Origin of the sequence: Acaryochloris thomasi RCC1774 (assembly GCF_003231495.1) — a bacterium.
Lineage (GTDB): Bacteria > Cyanobacteriota > Cyanobacteriia > Thermosynechococcales > Thermosynechococcaceae > RCC1774.
On the sequence record NZ_PQWO01000007.1, the window covers coordinates 89,206 to 106,596 of the forward strand.

The window sequence follows — 17,391 nt, forward strand, 5'->3', positions numbered from 1 at the left end:
TAAAGCCTAATCATTATACCTAAACTGGGCCATTCGTCTGCCTGAACGTCTCAGATTTCGGAGATGGACAGATATGATGCTAGGAATGCTCTCTTTTTAGCCTTGCTTCTATGGGTCGGCGTTGGTTTCAAAGCTTCGGACAGTTTATCCTCTTGGTTTGTTTTGCCCTCGGACTTGCCCTGCTGGGTCAGGCACAAGAGAAGCCACCCGTCCAGATTTCAAACTATGCGATCGCACAGCAAGCGCCCTTCAATCAGCCCAACCACTATCCACTAGAGCAAACCATAGATCCCGCGCTTTATCAGCCCGTTGGCGACTGGGTCGGACGCCTGATTTTGCCTTCGACCCCTCAAGAGCAGGACTGGGTATGGTTTGAGGTGTACCATTCTTCCTCCGAGCATCAGGAACTGATGGGGCAGCAGGTGCGGCTAGAGTGGCACAGCACGGCCCAACCCTACGTACAGGCGGCAACACGAGTTGTTGATTTCTCTGCTGCAGTGGCGGCGAGTCAAAGAGATGGGAATATACATCCCACGCGGTTGAGCGATCGTCAAGTGGGGCCACTGCAGTCACTGGCTGGGGCACGTCCAAACGATGACGTGCTGGTGACGCTAGACCCAACTGTGGTTAAGGGATCTGGAGATCAACCCACCCTCGAAATTGCAACAGATCCGGTGCAGGTGCCGGGACGCTATTACACCGTGGTCAAGATTTTGACGCCGCTCAAGGCGCAAAGTCGGGATATTTCCCCACCTTGTCTTGCTCAAGAGTCCTGTCCTCAAGAGCTGTTTGAGGTCCGTCACTATAATCCTACTTCTCAGGAATTTGATGGTCCTCAAGAGGTGATTCGGATTCCTCAGGTGATGGCCGACCGGAATGGGGTTTATCGCTCGACGATTGATCAGTTAAAAGATTCACCCGCAGGAGAGGAAGGCTGGTATGTCTATGGGGCGAAGGATGCTGAAGGGGTGTTTGTAGGGGTTGCGATCGCACCTCTCTCCCTCCTAGATCTGCAGCCTGACCGAATCCTCACCGGCAGGCCCGCTGCCCGTCGCGGTGCTTGGAAGCAAGCCATCTCACAAAAGGGAACGGCTCACTCTGTTTTAACAACAACGACGGCCAAGAATGCCGAAGCAGCCCTCAAAAACTGGCAGTTAGGGGATCAGGCACTCGTTCTTCATTTGTTTGGTGGCATTGGCGGTCAGAAGGCCGAAGCCCAGTCCGTCATTGGAACCGTCACCGGGCATGTCGCTTTTGGGACAGCTCAGGTGATCCGTGACCCGCTCACTCAGGCTCTTCGATTTGATATTCAGTATCAGCAGATCTATTCCCACAATCCCGATGGCATCATTGCTGGCCCCATGCATTGGTCAGAATATACTGGCAACCTACAGCGAGGCTGGTTGGGCACTCGTCCTGTCACAGATGTACTGGTGAATTTCCCTGCCATCACCGAAGAATACGACTTTGACGGCATCATCATTTCGCCGATGCAGGAACTGAAGCAACAGCTTCAATTGATGGCGGCTCGCTATCGCACTGGGGATGGCACTGGTGCGGCCTTGGTTACGCCTGCGAAGTCCTGTGCTCAAGATTCGAGTCAGGCGGTCTACACGACGATTAAGATTATTAATGAGCAAATTCGGCAATCGCCGAAGATTCAAGCGTGGCTGGAGGCTAATCCCCAGCATCCTCAAACGGAGCGCTTTCAGGAGCTGGTTGCATTAGGAAATCGTTTAGAAAGAGAGCTTGTGCCTCTCGGCATTGTTCGTCCTGATTGGCAGCAGAATGCTGAAGTATTAGCAGGCATCCAACCCCAGCGCGGCTTCACGAATCAAGATAATATCGTCACCCAAATTCTGAGCTGGCGCACCATTATTCCCCACGTTGTTCACGATCAGCTCACCGATATCTTTCGAGACTCAGGCGCTCAGCTCTGGTTTTTGCAGACTAACCAAGTCGGCGGTTGGGATGCCAGTATTGCTCCTCTTGAGGCGACTGAACTCTTGGGCCAATGGCCCGTTATTCCGCGTGTATTCTCTCGGTTAATTGATGCTTTAACCACTTTCCCGGATAGATGGGGTTGGCTGCTCTCTGGCGGCATTCTCTTGGGATATGCTTTATTCGCTTTGTGGTTTGGCTGGCGACAGGGTTTTCTAAAGCAACATTCAACGCCCGTTAAGACAAAGCCAGCTCTGGCAATTGTGGTCGGAACTTTCTTAACCCCTGCTTTGTTTGAAGAACTGCTTTTCCGAGCGCTGATCATTCCGCATTCCTACGAGGACGTTTGGTCGCAAACCACTATGCTGTGGGCTTCTATAAGCTTGGTATTGTTTATCATTTATCATCCGCTCAATGCTTTGACAGCCTACCGACGCGGTGCCCCCACTTTTTTTCAACCCACTTTTCTGATCCTAGCCGGATTGTTAGGGGTTGCCTGCACGCTGACGTATGTTCTAACTAGTTCACTTTGGCCCGGTGTTTTGCTGCACTGGCTCGTCGTTGTCGTTTGGCTACTGCGACTCGGTGGTCTGGAACGACTCGGTATGCAGTAGACCTCTCATATAAATCACCCCTGTTAGATGTTTGACGATGCTTTCAGAGCAAGCTTTTAACGCTTTGCACTGCCCCCCCGACCCCCCAATTTTGGGGGGAGAGCAGCCTTCTTTGGTTTATGTGGAGCGGTAAATCGTTGTCTCCCGTGATCGCTCGCATGTCTGAATTTACAAGTAGTGCCTCGTGAGATGCAGTGTATTGCTGCCGGGTGAGGTACGTCTTGGATGTAAGAATGCCTTCAGGCAAATTTTCTAGATATTATCAGTGCGCTTCACTCAGCTGAAAGCTGCTCTATATTTATCAATTGCTGCCGTATCCACGAAATCTTGCTGTACTCTCCCCCCAGAATTGGGGGGCTGGGGGGGCTAATGCAGAAAATTTGCAATTACATTACGTAAGAGGTCTACTGCGTGACTGATTTTGAGTTACCACAGTGGCTCTTTCGCTGCTGGAGCGCCCCAAAGAGGTTCTTTCTTTGGGGCAGCCTTCGGTGCTGATGGGGGCGACTTGCGTGCAGGAGCTGAGGTCGAGCGACTCGGTGCAGAAGAAGTGGATCGGCTGGGCGTTGTTGTCCGTGATGTTGTCGAAGAGCTCGAAGCTGTAGATCGTGTTGCTGCTCGTTGTGCCGCTGCTGCTGCCGCCTGCTGCTTTTTGCGGGCCGCCGCTGCTGCCACCGCCGCCTGTCGCTGCCGTTCTTTCTCCGCTGCAATGAGCTGATCAATTCTGCTCTGCAGTGCTTGAATCTCTTTCTCTTGGCTTTGCTGCTTTTCCTTGGCCTGCGCTGCGACAAAAGAATCTTCAGGAATGCTTTGGAGCTGGGTTTGTGCAGTCTTCCACTGTGTCTGCACCTCTGCGATGGGGGCTACCGTGGTGGCCTTCTCCGCCTCAGCCGTCTTTGCCTCAGCCGTTTTGGCTGTCGCTTCAGCTTGCTCAAATGCCTCTTGTGCTTTCTTCTCTGCGACTAGGCGGGCTTGGACGACCTTAAACTGCTTTTCGTATTCGGGCAGTTCCTGCTTGGCCGTGGGATAGATCTTGACATCCTCAGGAATGGATTTGAGCGATGCGATCGCATCTTCAAAGCGATCATGCGCGGCCTCTAAATCCTTGAGGTTTTTGGCTTGTTTGCTATCAGCCTGCGCGGTCTCTGCATCATCGACTGCATCCTTATACACCGTTTGAAACTGCAGAGTGCGGGAGCAGTTATTAAAAACCTGACACAGCGGTTCCAGATGGGGAGAGGCTAGTCCTAGAGCGCCCCCACCCAGCAGGAGAACCACAATCCCCAAGGCTGCTGCCTTCAGTTTTTTAGAGCCCTTTGAGGCGCGGAGACTTTTGGGTAGAGGGAGCGGCGTCGCGGCTATCGTTGCAGCCGTCGCAGGCTCAACAGGAACGCTCTTAAAGTTCTCATTGTCCTGGTACCTTGTCGAATCTTGGGCCGCCGTTTCGGGTAAGGGTGGCGTCTCCAGCGACGATGCAGCCACAGGTTCCATAACCTCTGGGCTAGGAGGAATGGCGGTGGGCGCAGGTCCAACGTCGGTCGGCGCTGCGGGCTGAGCCGTCACCACTGTGGCAGGCACCTCTTCTACAGCCCCCATCTCTGTTTCGGCAAAGTCATCAATCAGGACAACCTCTGCTTGAGGAAGGCCTGCTGCTTTGCGAGCATCGATTAGAGCCTGTACTGCTGACAGAGCTGTGGATGCAGATCCGTAACGCTGCCGATAGTCGTAGAGCACCATCTTTTCGAGAATGGTGGCAAATTCCGGTGAAACCTGGGCATGATTGCGCCAGACGAGTTCTCCCGTTTCATCATCTTCAGGGAGCTGCCCCATGCCTGGATTGATGCCGGTGAGCGCCTGGATGCCAATCATGCCTACGGCGTAAACATCGCTGCTCAGCTTGGGGTTGCCGCGAAACTGTTCGCTGGGGACGTAGCCAGGACTGCCAATCAGGACCGTTTGAGGGGTATGGCTGTGGTGGTTGATGAGCTGCGTCGTCATCTGTTTGACGGCTCCGAAGTCAATTAAGACAACCTTGCCGTCTGTTTGCCGCCGGATCAGATTGGAGGGCTTGATATCGCGGTGAATAACCTGATTTTGATGAACAAAGTCTAGGACTTCTAAGATGTCGCAGAGAAGTGCGATCGCATCTTCTTCCTTCACGGGCTGTCCTGGCTCTAGCTCGTGATCGATGCCGTGTCCAGGGATAAACTCCTCAACTAAATAAAACCCTTCCGCTTCTTCAAAGTGAGCCAACAGCCTCGGAATCTGGTCGTGGTGTCCCAGCTTGTGCAGCATCTTGGCTTCGGCATCGAATAGCCGTCGAGCGACCTTGAGAGCAGCAGCCTGATGATGCTCGGTTTTTAGTTTTTTAACCACGCAGCACTGAGCATCGGGCAGGTGCTGGTCTTCTGCTAAATAAGCCTCGCCAAAACCACCCTCCCCCAGGGGCTTAATGACTTTGTAGCGTCCTGCGAGTAGCGTTCCTAGCATGGTAAGTAGGTAGGCATCATCAAATTAAAGACCGGATATTGGCAAATGTTTTGCATGGCCCTCACCCCCAACCCCTCTCCCAATACTGGAGAGAGGGGAGCAAGAAACTCGTAACACTTGTCTTTCTCCCCCCTCGCCCAGGATTGGGAGAGGGGGGCTGGGGGGGTGAGGGCTAAGTGAGCGCTTAAAGCCTGAACAGCGTTACACAGAACAACGGAAACTATCCAAAACGTATCATACCCTCCACGATTGCCACGGCCCCAGTGATGGATATCCACCCAATTTATACAGGGTTGAGCGATCGGTGTATAAAGCGGGCAAGGCATATACAAGGATGCAAGTTCCCAGGCGAGTTGGGGCTACTCCACAGCTTTAGCGCGATCGCCCACCTCGAAGCCCTGCCCGTTCAAGATCGTCCCCACGGATGACTGAGCATCAACTTCGGTGAGCTGCAGCCGCCCAATAGACTGGGTTTGACGCCGCAGTAGTTTGCCCGTCTCTGGATCCTTAACCTCTTTAATCACACGCTCCACCGAGAGCACCATGCCTGGTCTAAAGCCATCTTTCCCACCTTTATTCAAGATCACCTCTTGGCCTGTGACGTCAGCAATCACTGGCTCCGCCGTCGGCAAGACTTCAGGGAGAGCCGCGAGCTTAGGAGCCACGGTCACGAGCTGAGCCACCACCTGATCAACGGCCTGCTTAGCTGCTTCACCGAGAAGACGGTCAGAACTATCCCCGCCCGTACTGGCCGAGATGCCAAAGATGCTGCCGCCGCCACCGCTCTTGTCGGCGCGTCCAGAACCCTCTGCTGCAGACAGGATTTCACCGGTCGCGGTCCCCACTAAGCGGGTTGAAATCTGGACGTTGGCAATCTGCTTTTTCTGTTTACCGCCAAGCCCAAAGATGCGGCCAATCGAGACATCGTTGCCCTGATCTTCCATGTTGAATTGCGTAATCGATCCCATCAGAACGGCATCAACCCCCAAGAGGCGACCAATCTGCGCGGCAGTGCTGGGTTCTAATCTGTCGGACTGCCCCAGATTCTGTTCAGCAAGAATCGCCTCCACCTTACTGCGCTCGATCAGGACATAGGTGCCGTCTTTTACTAGCTCGTTGGTCAGCAGGTTGCTAACGCCCTTAGAGGGACCGTTTTGCCCGTACAGCCCCAGATAGGTTCCAGTCTTGCTGACGTTGGCAAAATCCAGGTCTAAAACAGCAATTCGTTTGCTGGGCGTGACGCGAATCTGTTCGACCCCCGCAGCATTTGTCCCCGCTGGGTTTGCGAATATCGCCACTGGACTGGAGAGAGTGGACGCTGCGATCGCAACGGCAACCCCAGCCACTAATGGATAATGCCTCATCTACCGATACCCCACTGAATATTTTCTAAAACTGTTCCACAACATTGAAAAGCCTCTACCACGTTGACTATTGCTAGTCTCTGCGGGTTCCCCGCCGGCTTTTGACGAGTCCCACATCAGCTGGAACACCATATTAGCTGCTCTTTTGTTGAAGGACCAACGATGACTCATTCTATATTTTTAGCGATCGCAAACCTTCCGAATGGATTGCCGACAGGATTTTGAAGCGATGCTGATGGCCTCCAGCGCTCGCCGATATTCCGGTTGATTATCGGCCTGTAAAGACAGATCGGCGGCTGTGCGGAGATCGGCGAGTGCCGCCTGCTGTTGCCCCTGATTGAGCTGCAGGACGCCGCGATTATAGTAGGCTCTGGCATGGCGATCGTTGCGCTCAATCACCTGCGAATAATCGGCCATTGCCCCCTGAGGATTCCCTAAAGAAGATTGGATCAGCGCTCTGCCTAGATAGGCCATGATCAGGTCAGTATCTAGTGCCAGGGCTTTGTCGAAGTCGATTAGCGCTCCCGGTTGGTCCTGCTGTAGATAGCGAATACTGCCTCGCAGCGCGTAAGCCGGGGCAAACTGAGCATCAAGCCGGATGGCCTGGGTTGAAAGGCTCAAAGCCTGATCCACTGCGCCTCGTTCATACTGGTCGAGTGCCTGTAGATAGATGTCATCAACGCCGGTCGCCGTTGCCACCGCCGCCGGCGTACGAAAACCCAGGTTGACGCCGGTTTTAGGAACCAAGCTTAAGAACGTATTGATGGGAATCCCGAGGTTGAACCCGGTTTTGATGTAGATATCAGGATTGATGCTTTGATTCTGGACGCGATCGGTGGTGTCAGCCCGCCCGTGAATGCCCAGCAGGTTGCCGTCAGAGTCGAGGACAGGGCCACCGCTCATGCCGGGTAGGGTGCTGTTGGAATAAACCAGCGCATAGCCGTCGGTCAAGGCGCGATTGGCGTTGGCGGTGATTTTCCCGGTTGTGAAGTTATAGATTGTGTCTGTGATCGCCTGCGTCCGGGCCGGGAAACCCGCGACATAGCTGGTGCTACCCTCTGGCATCTGCTGTGAGTCGCCCAGCTTTGCAATGGGATAGTTGCGATCGCTAACAAACTGCAGAATGGCTAAATCAACCCCTGGCAGCTTTTTGATTTGACCCGCAACTGCAGGGTAGCGCCGCCCCCCTTGCGTGACAACCTCATAGTCATCAGCGGTGGCAACCACGTGGGCTGCCGTGAGCAGTGTATAAATATTACCCTCACGCTTAATCAGCACTCCCGAACCCGGCGTTTGGCTATCGACTCTTACCGTGATATCTTTCGCAATCTGATTAACTTCAGTGGCGCTGAGTGCTGAAGCTATTTGGGGGGTAGAGAGAACTACGACCGGCACAGTAAGAGCCGAAAGTAGAAATCCATAATTGGTTTTCATCTGCTTCAGAGAAGATAGGCGAACGTTAGTCAAAATTTATAATAGCGCTCAGAGAAAATCAGTGATCTAGGTCAGCTATTGAGAGAAATGGATCGACGAATTCACTGTGTATCCTCACTTAGATAATGTCTGGGTTGTGTCTCGGACAAGGTGCTCTTGCCGATGACGGTCAAAAAGATTTGAAGCTGTAGCTTAACGACAGATAGGGCACCCTAGGTTAGTCCTTGTGTTCAACACAGCTATTTGTCCTAACCCCTGATCCCCAGCCAGCCTTTCCGAAATAACCCCACCATGAAAAAAGAACATTTAGGTGCTTTCATCGATGCGGTCTACGCCATTTCGATTACGATGCTTGCCCTTGATATTCCCGTCGAAATTGAGGCCCATGACCTAGCGACTTTGCAGAATCTGCTCGCCGTCTTCATTCAATATTGCCTATCTTTTGTAATGCTGTTTGGTTTTTGGCTGCAGCATCGACAGGTGAATCACTACCTTCCCCTTAGCCGCTTCAGTCTTTGGATATCAGCCGCTCTTTTGCTGATCACCACGCTCATACCTCGGGTCACGACACTTGTTTATGAGCATGGTGCTTACGAGCACAGCGCTCAGTCTGGAAACCTTCTTCAGTTCAACTTCTCTGAGGCGATAGATATTATCTTTATCGTTACGATCGTCATCGCAGATGCACTTTTGGGGCAGCTCGTTCTCCGATTAAAATCTCCTGCTGACGCCTCGCACCCAGACTCTATTCACATTCGCCAGATGCGGAAATCAAAAGCTGTTATTACTGCAAGTCTCGTTGCCATGACGGTGGCGATTCTGCTGATCCCTCCTGCAAATCGCAACTTGCTTTGGTTGATTGCAGTGCTTATTTTTCTGCAAAATGATGTGGGTTTATTTCTAGACAGCTTACCCCTCTTGAGACGACGGCCATCATCGCGCACGGTTAGCCCGAATCATGCCCCACAGCAGGGGCCATCTTTGGATGAAGGATAGCGGATCAGCCTCGTTTATGAGTCTGCCCGGAATGGCTGTAGCTGAGGGAGCAATGCCTGGAATGCAACTCCCCGGTGACTGAGGCGACGTTTAACGTCAGAAGACAGCTCGGCAAAGGTTTTTCCCTCTGTCGGCACGTAAAAAATTGGGTCATACCCAAAGCCCCCTTCTCCCCGGCCTGCCCTCAGGATTTCACCTGGACAAGAGCCCTGAGCATGGCAGGCGATGGATCCATCGGGACGTGCCAAGGCAATCACGCACGAGAACTGAGCGGCCCGGTTGAGTTCACTGCCTAGCGTATCCAACAGCCGCTGAATCCGCTCGGCATCGGTTTTGCCGTAGCGGGCCGAATAAATACCGGGAGCGCCCTCAAGCGCTTCGACCTCTAGGCCCGAATCATCGGCTATTGCCCACTGCCCGGTTCTCTGTGCCACCTGGGATGCTTTGAGGCAGGCATTGGCTAAGAACGTCTCTCCTGTTTCTTCAATCTCTAGCTCTGGGGGCATGAGCTGGAGTTGCCAGGGTAAACCCGTCAGATAGTGCTGCATTTCTTTGAGTTTGCCTGGGTTTTGAGTGGCAACGATTAGGGTTCGCACGATGGTGAGAGGCAGATAATACGATGTTTAGTATCCCCCGTTTTTAGACTGAGCGCTAGATTCTGCGCATCTGCCTGAAACAACTGTGGCCGCGCTATCGTCTTCCCTAGGACCAGCACCGTTATCGAAAGACTAGAAAATGCGCCGTTTTATCTGGATTTATCCCTGTTTACTCCTTGCCGTTACCAGCTGTAGCTCAGCTCCGATTGCCGAGACAGAGCAAAGTAGTTCGGCCTCAGTGGCTGATCAGTCTGGCTCACCGCTACTGATTTCTACGCCTGTGCAGGATGCCAAGGTGGGACGAGAGCTACAGGTGAAAGGCACGGCACCTGCAGGCCAACGCGTCTGGCTGCTCGTTCATCCACAGGGGACGCCTGATTATTGGCTCCAGCCCTCCGCCGCTACAAACGGTGAGGGGCAGTGGAACAGTACTGTTTATATTGGTCGGGATGGCCAGGGAGATGTTGATCTGCGCTACGAGATTCGTGCCGTTGCTGGGTCTCAAGCGCCGCTCAAAGAAGGAAAGGTGCTCAAAGCTTGGCCTGAGGCTCAGATGCAGTCAGAGATTATTGAAGTTACGAGGCAATAGGATTCAGCACGATAAAGTGACGCGATGAGTCAATCTCTAGCCATCTTTCTTGGCGCAGGTGTTGCAAGAGGCGCGTAATCGTCACTCGGGTGGTGGCCGTCAAGTTTGCAATTTGCTGGTGAGTTAAACGAACGGTAATGCGGATGCCCTCAGACGTGACCTGTCCCATATCTTGGCTCAATAGCAGCAATAGCTGTTTCAAGCGGTCTTCAACCCGGCGCTGTGAGGCCATTGCTAAGACGGCTTCGGTTTGCTTGAGGCGGTGCCCCAATTGCTGAAATAGACCCTGGGCAAGGCGCGGAGACTGCTCAATTTCCATTTGATGCAGGCGCATGAGCACAACGTTTGAAAGCGCATGGGCTTCGTAGGGATTGATGCGCGTAAAGGGCAGCCCAAAGGGCATGGAGGCGCAGGCCAGCCCGACAATGGATTCATCACCCGTGGGGTGCAGCGTACTCAGTTGTACAATTCCTTTGCAGACGACCCAAACTTCATGTGGCTGCAGTTGGATCCGCTGGTTCCGTTTAAAGTCGTGAAGATGGCGTCCCTGATAAATTTCTTCAAGTAGCTGCCGAAAATCTGTGGTGGGGCTGAGTTGAGCTGTAGTTGGTGGGGTAGAAGTCTGGGTATGCACCATAGGACCGTTGAGGGTGATGGGTTACCTTCTACGTTAGGGTATGGCTCAGTAATTAAGGTAAAAACAAGGTTTTGAGAAGGTTAAGGTCTACTTCCTAGTCTCAGACTATTTCTCACTAGTGCTGGGTGGGCGATGCTCGGTGAGAGGAATGTTTAGATCTTCTTGTAAAAAAGCTTTGAGCTGCTGCGTGAAGTCAGAGCGCTGGGTAAATTGGTCGGTACGGACGGGTTTGCGCTCTTCGCTCAAGGTCCAGCCATAGTCGCTGCTTAATCGTAGCTTGCCGTTCCAGTCTGAGATAGAAATCATGAGCGGAGCTTCAGGACTGTGCTCGTGGCCAAATAGACGAAACACGTAGTTGAAGGTGTTGTCCTGGGCGGCGGCAATGGTGGAGGACTGGCCATATTTTGTGTGGAGATGCGATCGCATCTCTGCCAACAGCTCTTGATCATCTATTTCTTCTAGCAACCGCACTGAAAGGGTTAGGGCAAAAAAGAACTCTTCCACCGGAACAAACTCAAGCCGCATAAAACTCCCTCACAAATCTGCCAAGCCTCATCATATAGCAGTACCTGGCTGAGTTGAGATAGCCCTTTCTTGTTAGCTGTAGCGGCAAAAAATTTCTATCTTTATCAATATGTGGGCGGCTATACCGGCAGATGACCGTCCTGTTCGTCAAAGATCTTGAGATCTGTAGGCTGCCTCCTTGAGCATTCTCTACTCTCGCTAAGGTTAAGAGAGGCTAATCTATGTATAAGGCAGGCCTATTGCGGCCACGATCACAGCGAGGGAGATGAGCATCAATGGCAGGTCACTTACTTTTAGTGGATGATGAACCCGGCCTAAGAGAAGCCGTTCAGGCTTATTTAGAAGATAGTGGGTTCACCGTAAATGTCGCCAGCAACGCCAAGGTCGGCTGGGAAATGCTGGAAAAGCAAACCCCCGATCTCGTGATTTCAGACATCATGATGCCGGAGGTGGACGGCTATCAGTTTCTGCAGCAGATGCGTGATGATGTCCGCTTTAGCCGCTTGCCCGTCGTTTTCCTGACTGCTCGAGGTATGACTAAGGACCGCATCGAAGGCTACAGCGCTGGAGTCGATGCCTATTTGCCGAAGCCCTTTGACCCTGATGAGCTGGTCGCCATTGTCACCAATCTTATGGAGCGGAAAGCCGCCAAAAGTGAAGGGGCTAACGCTGATATTGCGGATCTGGCCAGCCAAGTGGCCGAAATTCGGGCGCTGCTGACCAATCAGCCCCAGTTCAGCATCGCAGCCAACCCTGTCAAAATAGACTTTACGCCCCGCGAACAAAGCGTTCTTGATCTGGTGGCCGAGGGGTTAATGAATAAAGAAATCGCCCGTCGCCTCGAAACTAGCGTCCGTAACGTTGAAAAGTATGTCAGTCGCTTGTTCAACAAAACCGACACCAATAGTCGCACCGAGCTGGTACGCTTTGCTTTGGAGAACGGCTTAACGAAATAAGATCATGAATGCAGCTTGGCAACGCCTGACCCTCACTCGGTTTGTGGCTCCGCAGTGGACCCGCTCCAGCGTCATGTGGCGGCTGAAGGGACTGCTAAAGCAGTGGCGACAGAGCAGTGTGTTGCTGGCCTGGGGCAACGAGATCGCTGTTGCTCTGCTGAGCTTAGTGTTCATGATCGCGCCCTTTGTGCCCAATGGGTTAACGGGAATGATGATCGCAGCCTGTGCCGCTTTTTGGGTATTGCTAACGCTCTCTGACGATGTTCTTAACCCCTACCGAATTTCACCGGTTCACCTAGTGCTGGGGCTGTTCTGGGTTGTGGCGATTGCGGCTACTGCTCTCTCGCCGGTGAAGCTGGCGGCGGCGACGGGGTTGGCGAAGCTGACGCTTTATCTCTTTGTGTTTTTGATCGGGGAACGGGTGTTGCGATCGCAACGCTGGCGCACCCTCCTGGTCACTATTTATCTGCTTACTGCCCTCGTGGTTACTGTTGAAGGCTGGCGGCAACAAATCTTTGGCGTCGAAGCCCTCGCTACCTGGAACGACCCTGAATCGACCTACGCCGAAGCGCTACGGGTCTTTAGTTTTCTGGGGAATCCTAACCTTTTGGGCGCTTATCTTTTGCCCACTATTCCCCTAGGGATTTGTGCGCTATTTGTGTGGAAGCGCTGGGGGCCTAAACTGCTCGCCGCCGTTATGCTGTTCATGAACGGTGCCTGTCTCTACTGGACCGGAAGCAGAGGGGCCTGGATCGGTCTTGTTGTCGCTCTCTTCGTGACCTTGCTGCTGCTCTTATATTGGCTACTCCCTCGCCTGCCCCCATTTTGGCGAATTTGGTCTTTCCCGATTGTTTTTGGTGGTTTAGCGGCCATTGCCATCATTGGCTTTGTCGGCGTAGAACCACTGCGAGATCGGATCATGAGCATCTTTGCGGGTCGAGAAGACAGCAGCAATAACTACCGCATTAACGTTTGGGCCTCGGTGAGAAAAATGATCCGAGCCTATCCTGTTCTCGGGATTGGGCCTGGCAATAACGCTTTCAATGCCATCTATCCCCTCTATCAACTACCTGGTTACAGCGCTCTGAGCGCCTACTCCATTTACTTAGAGCTTCTCGTGGAAGTGGGCGTTGTTGGGTTTTCCTGTTTCCTGTGGTTCCTGCTGGTGTTGCTCCATCGAGGGTGGGCGGCCCTGCAGCAGCTCCGGGACCGGCCCAATCAAGACGTTTTTTGGCTGATCGCGGCCCTTGCCACCGTCGTGGGAATGCTGGCCCATGGAGCCGTGGATACGGTTTGGTATCGACCTGAAATCGCAACCCTGTGGTGGTTTATGGTGGCGCTGATCACCAGCTATGCAACTCGACCCACTGAACCTCTCGCTTCGTAATGGCATGTTATCAATGAATATATCCTCTACTGCTGTCAGGGCAATTGCCCACTTGCCGTCTCAGCATGGAGCTGCTGCGGGAGAAGATGAAGCATGAATACTCTTGAACTAATCACAACGGCATCCGTTTCTTTGGGGGGAGCCTCCGCTGTTCAAGCGCCGACGGCTGCACCTAAGGAGAAACAGGCTTCAAAGACGGTCCGTAAGCCTTATCCCAACTTTAAGGTGATTGTTCTCAATGATGATTTCAATACCTTTGATCATGTGATCAAGTGCTTGCTGCAGTACATTCCCTGCCTCACCTCAGATCGTGCCTGGGAGCTGACGAATCAGGTTCATTTCGAAGGACAGGCGATTGTTTGGGTTGGCCCCCAAGAGCAGGCTGAGCTTTACCACTTGCAACTGAAGCGAGCAGGGCTGACGATGGCTCCCCTCGAAGCAAGCTGATGGCGGAGCGGCGAGGTCGCCTGGTTCTCAACCATTCTACTCACGTGCCGGGATTGATTCCGGTGCTAGAAAAGCTCACAAAGATCGAAGGCATTCGCACAATTACGCCTGGAGTAATTGGCCGAGCAAAAAGCCATGCGCCCCATTTGCGACTAAAGATTTCAGTGCCGATTCAAGGCGGGTTTAAGATGCTGGCGCGCCGCGGCAAGACGGTTCAGGAGGTCTTTGTGATCACCCCTTTAAGCCGAGCTTTAGTGGAAGCATCGTTGACTCAAGTCCTCAAGTCCTAGACTTTGCTGCGAATCCATCCCCTAAAAGCCTTGATCGCAGCCCTGCGTCCGACTTGCTTCATTTGAGCTGCATACCGCGGAATGATTTCATTTAAAGTTAATCCTGGAAATGTAGGGCTTTCGCTCACCGTAATGTATTGGCCTTCTTTCAGGACGTTGATTTGCAGTTTTCCGTGCTCAAATCGCCACAGTTCCGGTACCTGTAGGACAGCGTAGGTTTTAGGATGCGTTCGGGAGGTTACATCAATCTCAAGTGCCAGGTCGGGAGGTGGATCGCTGCTTAGATCCAATCGGTCTTTGCCTCGGACTGCGGCTTCGTTCTGAATATAGAAACACTGGTCCGGCTCAATCCCCTGAAGCATTGCTGAATTTTTAAAGGTTGTAGACCCCATCGGTAGATAGTCAATATCTAGTTCTTCTAACAGGACTTTGATGAGATCACCGATATTCTCTTTACTGGTCTCATGTTCTGGAAGGGGCGTCATAATCTCCAAAATGCCGTTTTTGTAGGCAATACGAGCTGAACGATGCTCACCCAGTTCCTGGAGAATATCTTCAAATTCTGGCCAGCCAACATTTTCCAGCAACACACGCTGACCAGGGGGGACATGAATCTGTCTGACTTGTAGCATCACCATAAGTTCTAGGATAGTGCATAAAGAAAAATTCAATGGAGAGGTCAAAAGGGTCTGACTTTAAGGCTTTCAAAGTCCAAGCGAGACAATCTGCTATAGGCCGTAGAATGACCTATAGTGCCTCTACTTCCTCATCCTGCTGCCTGTATGACCTCTACCCCAGATTTTTTAAGCCACCTTAATCCTTCTCAACGACAGGCGGTTGAACACTTTTGCGGTCCTCTTTTGGTAGTGGCGGGTGCCGGTTCTGGTAAGACTCGTGCTTTGACCTACCGGATTTCTAACCTCGTTCTTACTCACCGCATCAATCCTGAGAATATTCTGGCGGTGACCTTCACGAATAAGGCCGCCAAGGAAATGAAGGCGCGGATTGAGAAGCTGTTCGCCGATCGCATTGCCCAAGAGAAGCACGGTAAGCCGCTGGATTTGCTCGCTCCCTATGAGCAGACGAAGTTGCGATCGCACGTCTATAAAACCATCACGAAACCCTTGTGGATTGGCACCTTCCACAGCCTTTGCGCCCGCCTTCTGCGCATGGAGATCCATAAATATCAGGACGAACAGGGCCGCAAATGGGAACGTAACTTCTCTATCTTTGACGAATCCGATGTGCAGAGCCTCATTAAAGATATCGTCGTCAATAAACTCAACCTCGACGATCGCAAGTTTCCTCCTCGCTCTGTCCGGTTTGCGATCAGCAACGCCAAAAACCAAGGCTGGTCCCCAGATGAACTGGAAGCCAATCAGCAGGACTTCCGGGGGCGCGTGATTGCTGAAGTCTATCGCGCCTATCAAGATGGCCTTGCTGCCAACAACGCCCTCGACTTCGATGACTTGATTCGGGTACTGGTTTTACTGCTGAAGCAAAACGAGCAGACCCTCGCTTACTGGCACCAACAGTTCCATCACATCTTGGTGGATGAATACCAAGACACAAACCGCACTCAGTACGACATGCTCAGTCTGCTTGCCACGAACGGTGCAGATGCAAAAACCTTCAAGAGCTGGCAAAATCGCTCAGTCTTCGTGGTTGGAGATGCAGACCAGTCGATCTATTCCTTTAGAGCGGCTGACTTCAGGATTCTGATGGGTTTTCAGCAGGACTTTGGTGATGACCTGCCGGATGACGATACCCGCACAATGGTCAAGCTAGAGGAGAATTATCGCTCCACCGAAAATATTCTCCAGGCTGCCAACGTTCTGATTGACAACAACACCGAGCGGATTGATAAGGTACTTAAGCCCACGCGGGGCAAAGGCGAACCGATCTACTGCTACCGCGCTGATGATGAGTTGCAAGAAGCTGACTTTGTCGTCGGTCAAATCCGGCAGCTAGAGCAGCAGCACCCCGAAGTGCAATGGGGCGACTTTGCGATTCTCTACCGCACCAACGCCCAATCCCGTGCCTTTGAGGAGACTCTTGTGCGCTGGGCGATTCCCTATACCGTGGTTGGGGGACTGAAGTTTTACGATCGCCGCGAAGTCAAAGATATCTTGGCCTACCTGCGCCTGATCGTGAACCCTGCCGATAGTGTCAGCCTTAAGCGCGTCATCAACACGCCTCGACGCGGTATTGGTAAAACTACAATGGACCGGCTGACCCAGGCTGCGCAAGAACTCGGAGTCCCTACCTGGGAAATTCTTAGCGATGAGGCCACGGTCAAAACTTTAGCGTCACGGGGTTCTAGAAATATCCTGGGCTTTGTCGATATGATTCGCCTGTGGCAAAGCCAGGTGGATACATTGCCTGCCACCGAGATCATCCAGGGTATCTTGGACAACTCTGGCTATATCCGCAACCTGCAGGATCAAGACACAGACGAAGCTGAAGATCGAATCGGCAACGTTAAGGAACTCTACAACGCCGCCCAGCAGTTTGCTGAAGAAAACGGGGATGATTCTCTGCTGTCTTTCTTGGCCAATGCAGCCTTAGCTTCTGATGCAGACGACAAAGAAGATTCCACAACAGTCTCAATGATGACGCTGCACTCAGCGAAGGGGCTGGAGTTTCCGATTGTCTTCTTAGTGGGTATTGAGCAAGGTCTGTTCCCTAATTTCCGATCATTGGATGACCCTGCAGCCCTAGAAGAGGAGCGGCGGCTCTGCTATGTCGGCATTACCCGCGCCCAGGAGCGGCTGTTCTTATCCCATGCTCGTGAGCGCCGCCTGTACGGTTCGCGAGAGCCAGCGATTCCGTCTGCTTTTTTGTCGGAACTGCCGCGAGATTTAATTGAAACGAATACGCCTACAGCCATTCCCTCTCAGGGGATAGAGATGTTCTCGAGTGCGCCGCCTCAGAAAAAATTACCGAATACGAATGCTCGGGATTGGGCTGTGGGCGATCGCCTAGTTCATAAAGGCTATGGCCTGGGAGAGGTGACCCACATTTTTGGAGCAGGAAATAAAATCTGTTTAGCTGTGAAGTTCCCAAACTTGGGTAAGAAGATTATTGATCCCAACATTACTGTGTTGGAAAGAGTTGAGTAGATC

Annotated in this window: 15 protein-coding genes; 8 read left to right on the forward strand and 7 right to left on the reverse strand. The window is 52.5% G+C overall.

The window, feature by feature from the left end:
- Positions 1-110: 110 nt before the first annotated feature.
- On the forward strand, positions 111-2,555 hold the full coding sequence (locus C1752_RS12795) for a CPBP family glutamic-type intramembrane protease (protein WP_110986465.1): 2,445 nt from the start codon (positions 111-113) through the stop codon (positions 2,553-2,555).
- Positions 2,556-2,981: 426 nt separating this feature from the next.
- Here the strand turns inward: C1752_RS12795 and C1752_RS12800 are convergent, their stop codons facing one another.
- The 3 genes from C1752_RS12800 to C1752_RS12810 all read right to left on the reverse strand — a co-directional run bounded on the left by C1752_RS12800 (position 2,982) and on the right by C1752_RS12810 (position 7,843).
- Entirely contained in the window at positions 2,982-5,045 is a 2,064-nt protein-coding gene (locus tag C1752_RS12800; RefSeq protein WP_110986466.1) for a serine/threonine-protein kinase, read from the reverse strand.
- A 359-nt stretch (positions 5,046-5,404) separates the two neighbouring features.
- The gene (locus tag C1752_RS12805; protein ID WP_110986467.1) at positions 5,405-6,409 is read right to left on the reverse strand and encodes a CsgG/HfaB family protein; all 1,005 of its coding nucleotides are present in this window, start codon (positions 6,407-6,409) and stop codon (positions 5,405-5,407) included.
- 180 nt (positions 6,410-6,589) lie between these two features.
- On the reverse strand, positions 6,590-7,843 hold the full coding sequence (locus C1752_RS12810; protein ID WP_110986468.1) for a tetratricopeptide repeat-containing S1 family peptidase: 1,254 nt from the start codon (positions 7,841-7,843) through the stop codon (positions 6,590-6,592).
- A gap of 291 nt (positions 7,844-8,134) precedes the next feature.
- On the opposite strand from C1752_RS12810, the gene C1752_RS12815 reads away from it, so the two are divergent.
- The gene (locus C1752_RS12815; RefSeq protein ID WP_110986469.1) at positions 8,135-8,839 is read left to right on the forward strand and encodes a TMEM175 family protein; all 705 of its coding nucleotides are present in this window, start codon (positions 8,135-8,137) and stop codon (positions 8,837-8,839) included.
- Positions 8,840-8,853: 14 nt separating this feature from the next.
- Here the strand turns inward: C1752_RS12815 and rdgB are convergent, their stop codons facing one another.
- Positions 8,854-9,435, reverse strand: coding sequence for an RdgB/HAM1 family non-canonical purine NTP pyrophosphatase (gene rdgB, locus C1752_RS12820; RefSeq protein WP_110986470.1), 582 nt, complete (start codon positions 9,433-9,435; stop codon positions 8,854-8,856).
- A gap of 139 nt (positions 9,436-9,574) precedes the next feature.
- On the opposite strand from rdgB, the gene C1752_RS12825 reads away from it, so the two are divergent.
- On the forward strand, positions 9,575-10,024 hold the full coding sequence (locus C1752_RS12825) for a hypothetical protein (RefSeq protein ID WP_110986471.1): 450 nt from the start codon (positions 9,575-9,577) through the stop codon (positions 10,022-10,024).
- Here C1752_RS12825 and C1752_RS12830 read toward each other — a convergent pair.
- Both C1752_RS12830 and C1752_RS12835 read right to left on the reverse strand, forming a co-directional pair.
- Positions 10,011-10,661, reverse strand: coding sequence for a Crp/Fnr family transcriptional regulator (locus C1752_RS12830; RefSeq protein WP_110986472.1), 651 nt, complete (start codon positions 10,659-10,661; stop codon positions 10,011-10,013). The genes C1752_RS12825 and C1752_RS12830 overlap by 14 nt on opposite strands.
- A 105-nt stretch (positions 10,662-10,766) precedes the next feature.
- A complete protein-coding gene (locus C1752_RS12835) occupies positions 10,767-11,186 on the reverse strand; it encodes a hypothetical protein (protein ID WP_110986473.1) in 420 nt (139 codons plus the stop codon).
- Positions 11,187-11,461: 275 nt separating this feature from the next.
- Between C1752_RS12835 and C1752_RS12840 the strand changes: the two genes are divergently transcribed.
- The 4 genes from C1752_RS12840 to C1752_RS12855 all read left to right on the forward strand — a co-directional run bounded on the left by C1752_RS12840 (position 11,462) and on the right by C1752_RS12855 (position 14,266).
- Positions 11,462-12,142 (forward strand): response regulator transcription factor, encoded by a 681-nt coding sequence (locus tag C1752_RS12840; protein ID WP_110986474.1) that lies wholly within the window; start codon positions 11,462-11,464, stop codon positions 12,140-12,142.
- Between the two features lie 4 nt (positions 12,143-12,146).
- Positions 12,147-13,529 (forward strand): IctB family putative bicarbonate transporter, encoded by a 1,383-nt coding sequence (locus tag C1752_RS12845; RefSeq protein WP_110986475.1) that lies wholly within the window; start codon positions 12,147-12,149, stop codon positions 13,527-13,529.
- Positions 13,530-13,622: 93 nt separating this feature from the next.
- Positions 13,623-13,976 (forward strand): ATP-dependent Clp protease adapter ClpS, encoded by a 354-nt coding sequence (clpS, locus tag C1752_RS12850; protein ID WP_110986476.1) that lies wholly within the window; start codon positions 13,623-13,625, stop codon positions 13,974-13,976.
- A complete protein-coding gene (locus C1752_RS12855; protein ID WP_110986477.1) occupies positions 13,976-14,266 on the forward strand; it encodes a DUF2103 domain-containing protein in 291 nt (96 codons plus the stop codon). The genes clpS and C1752_RS12855 overlap by 1 nt, the downstream gene beginning before the upstream one ends.
- Here the strand turns inward: C1752_RS12855 and C1752_RS12860 are convergent.
- Positions 14,263-14,904 (reverse strand): Uma2 family endonuclease, encoded by a 642-nt coding sequence (locus C1752_RS12860; RefSeq protein WP_370664151.1) that lies wholly within the window; start codon positions 14,902-14,904, stop codon positions 14,263-14,265. The genes C1752_RS12855 and C1752_RS12860 overlap by 4 nt on opposite strands.
- A 144-nt stretch (positions 14,905-15,048) precedes the next feature.
- Between C1752_RS12860 and pcrA the strand changes: the two genes are divergently transcribed.
- Positions 15,049-17,388 (forward strand): DNA helicase PcrA, encoded by a 2,340-nt coding sequence (gene pcrA, locus C1752_RS12865; protein WP_110986604.1) that lies wholly within the window; start codon positions 15,049-15,051, stop codon positions 17,386-17,388.
- Positions 17,389-17,391 lie beyond the last annotated feature (3 nt).

What these genes read in the sequence shown, in the direction of transcription:
- C1752_RS12860 (WP_370664151.1), bottom strand. Translation starts at nt 14,904, where the DNA reads ATGGTGATGCTACAAGTCAGACAGATTCATGTCCCCCCTGGTCAGCGT.
- C1752_RS12810 (WP_110986468.1), bottom strand. Translation starts at nt 7,843, where the DNA reads ATGAAAACCAATTATGGATTTCTACTTTCGGCTCTTACTGTGCCGGTC.
- C1752_RS12800 (WP_110986466.1), bottom strand. Translation starts at nt 5,045, where the DNA reads ATGCTAGGAACGCTACTCGCAGGACGCTACAAAGTCATTAAGCCCCTG.
- C1752_RS12855 (WP_110986477.1), top strand. Translation starts at nt 13,976, where the DNA reads ATGGCGGAGCGGCGAGGTCGCCTGGTTCTCAACCATTCTACTCACGTG.
- C1752_RS12830 (WP_110986472.1), bottom strand. Translation starts at nt 10,661, where the DNA reads ATGGTGCATACCCAGACTTCTACCCCACCAACTACAGCTCAACTCAGC.
- C1752_RS12840 (WP_110986474.1), top strand. Translation starts at nt 11,462, where the DNA reads ATGGCAGGTCACTTACTTTTAGTGGATGATGAACCCGGCCTAAGAGAA.
- C1752_RS12825 (WP_110986471.1), top strand. Translation starts at nt 9,575, where the DNA reads ATGCGCCGTTTTATCTGGATTTATCCCTGTTTACTCCTTGCCGTTACC.
- C1752_RS12835 (WP_110986473.1), bottom strand. Translation starts at nt 11,186, where the DNA reads ATGCGGCTTGAGTTTGTTCCGGTGGAAGAGTTCTTTTTTGCCCTAACC.
- C1752_RS12815 (WP_110986469.1), top strand. Translation starts at nt 8,135, where the DNA reads ATGAAAAAAGAACATTTAGGTGCTTTCATCGATGCGGTCTACGCCATT.
- pcrA (WP_110986604.1), top strand. Translation starts at nt 15,049, where the DNA reads ATGACCTCTACCCCAGATTTTTTAAGCCACCTTAATCCTTCTCAACGA.
- C1752_RS12795 (WP_110986465.1), top strand. Translation starts at nt 111, where the DNA reads ATGGGTCGGCGTTGGTTTCAAAGCTTCGGACAGTTTATCCTCTTGGTT.
- C1752_RS12845 (WP_110986475.1), top strand. Translation starts at nt 12,147, where the DNA reads ATGAATGCAGCTTGGCAACGCCTGACCCTCACTCGGTTTGTGGCTCCG.
- C1752_RS12805 (WP_110986467.1), bottom strand. Translation starts at nt 6,409, where the DNA reads ATGAGGCATTATCCATTAGTGGCTGGGGTTGCCGTTGCGATCGCAGCG.
- clpS (WP_110986476.1), top strand. Translation starts at nt 13,623, where the DNA reads ATGAATACTCTTGAACTAATCACAACGGCATCCGTTTCTTTGGGGGGA.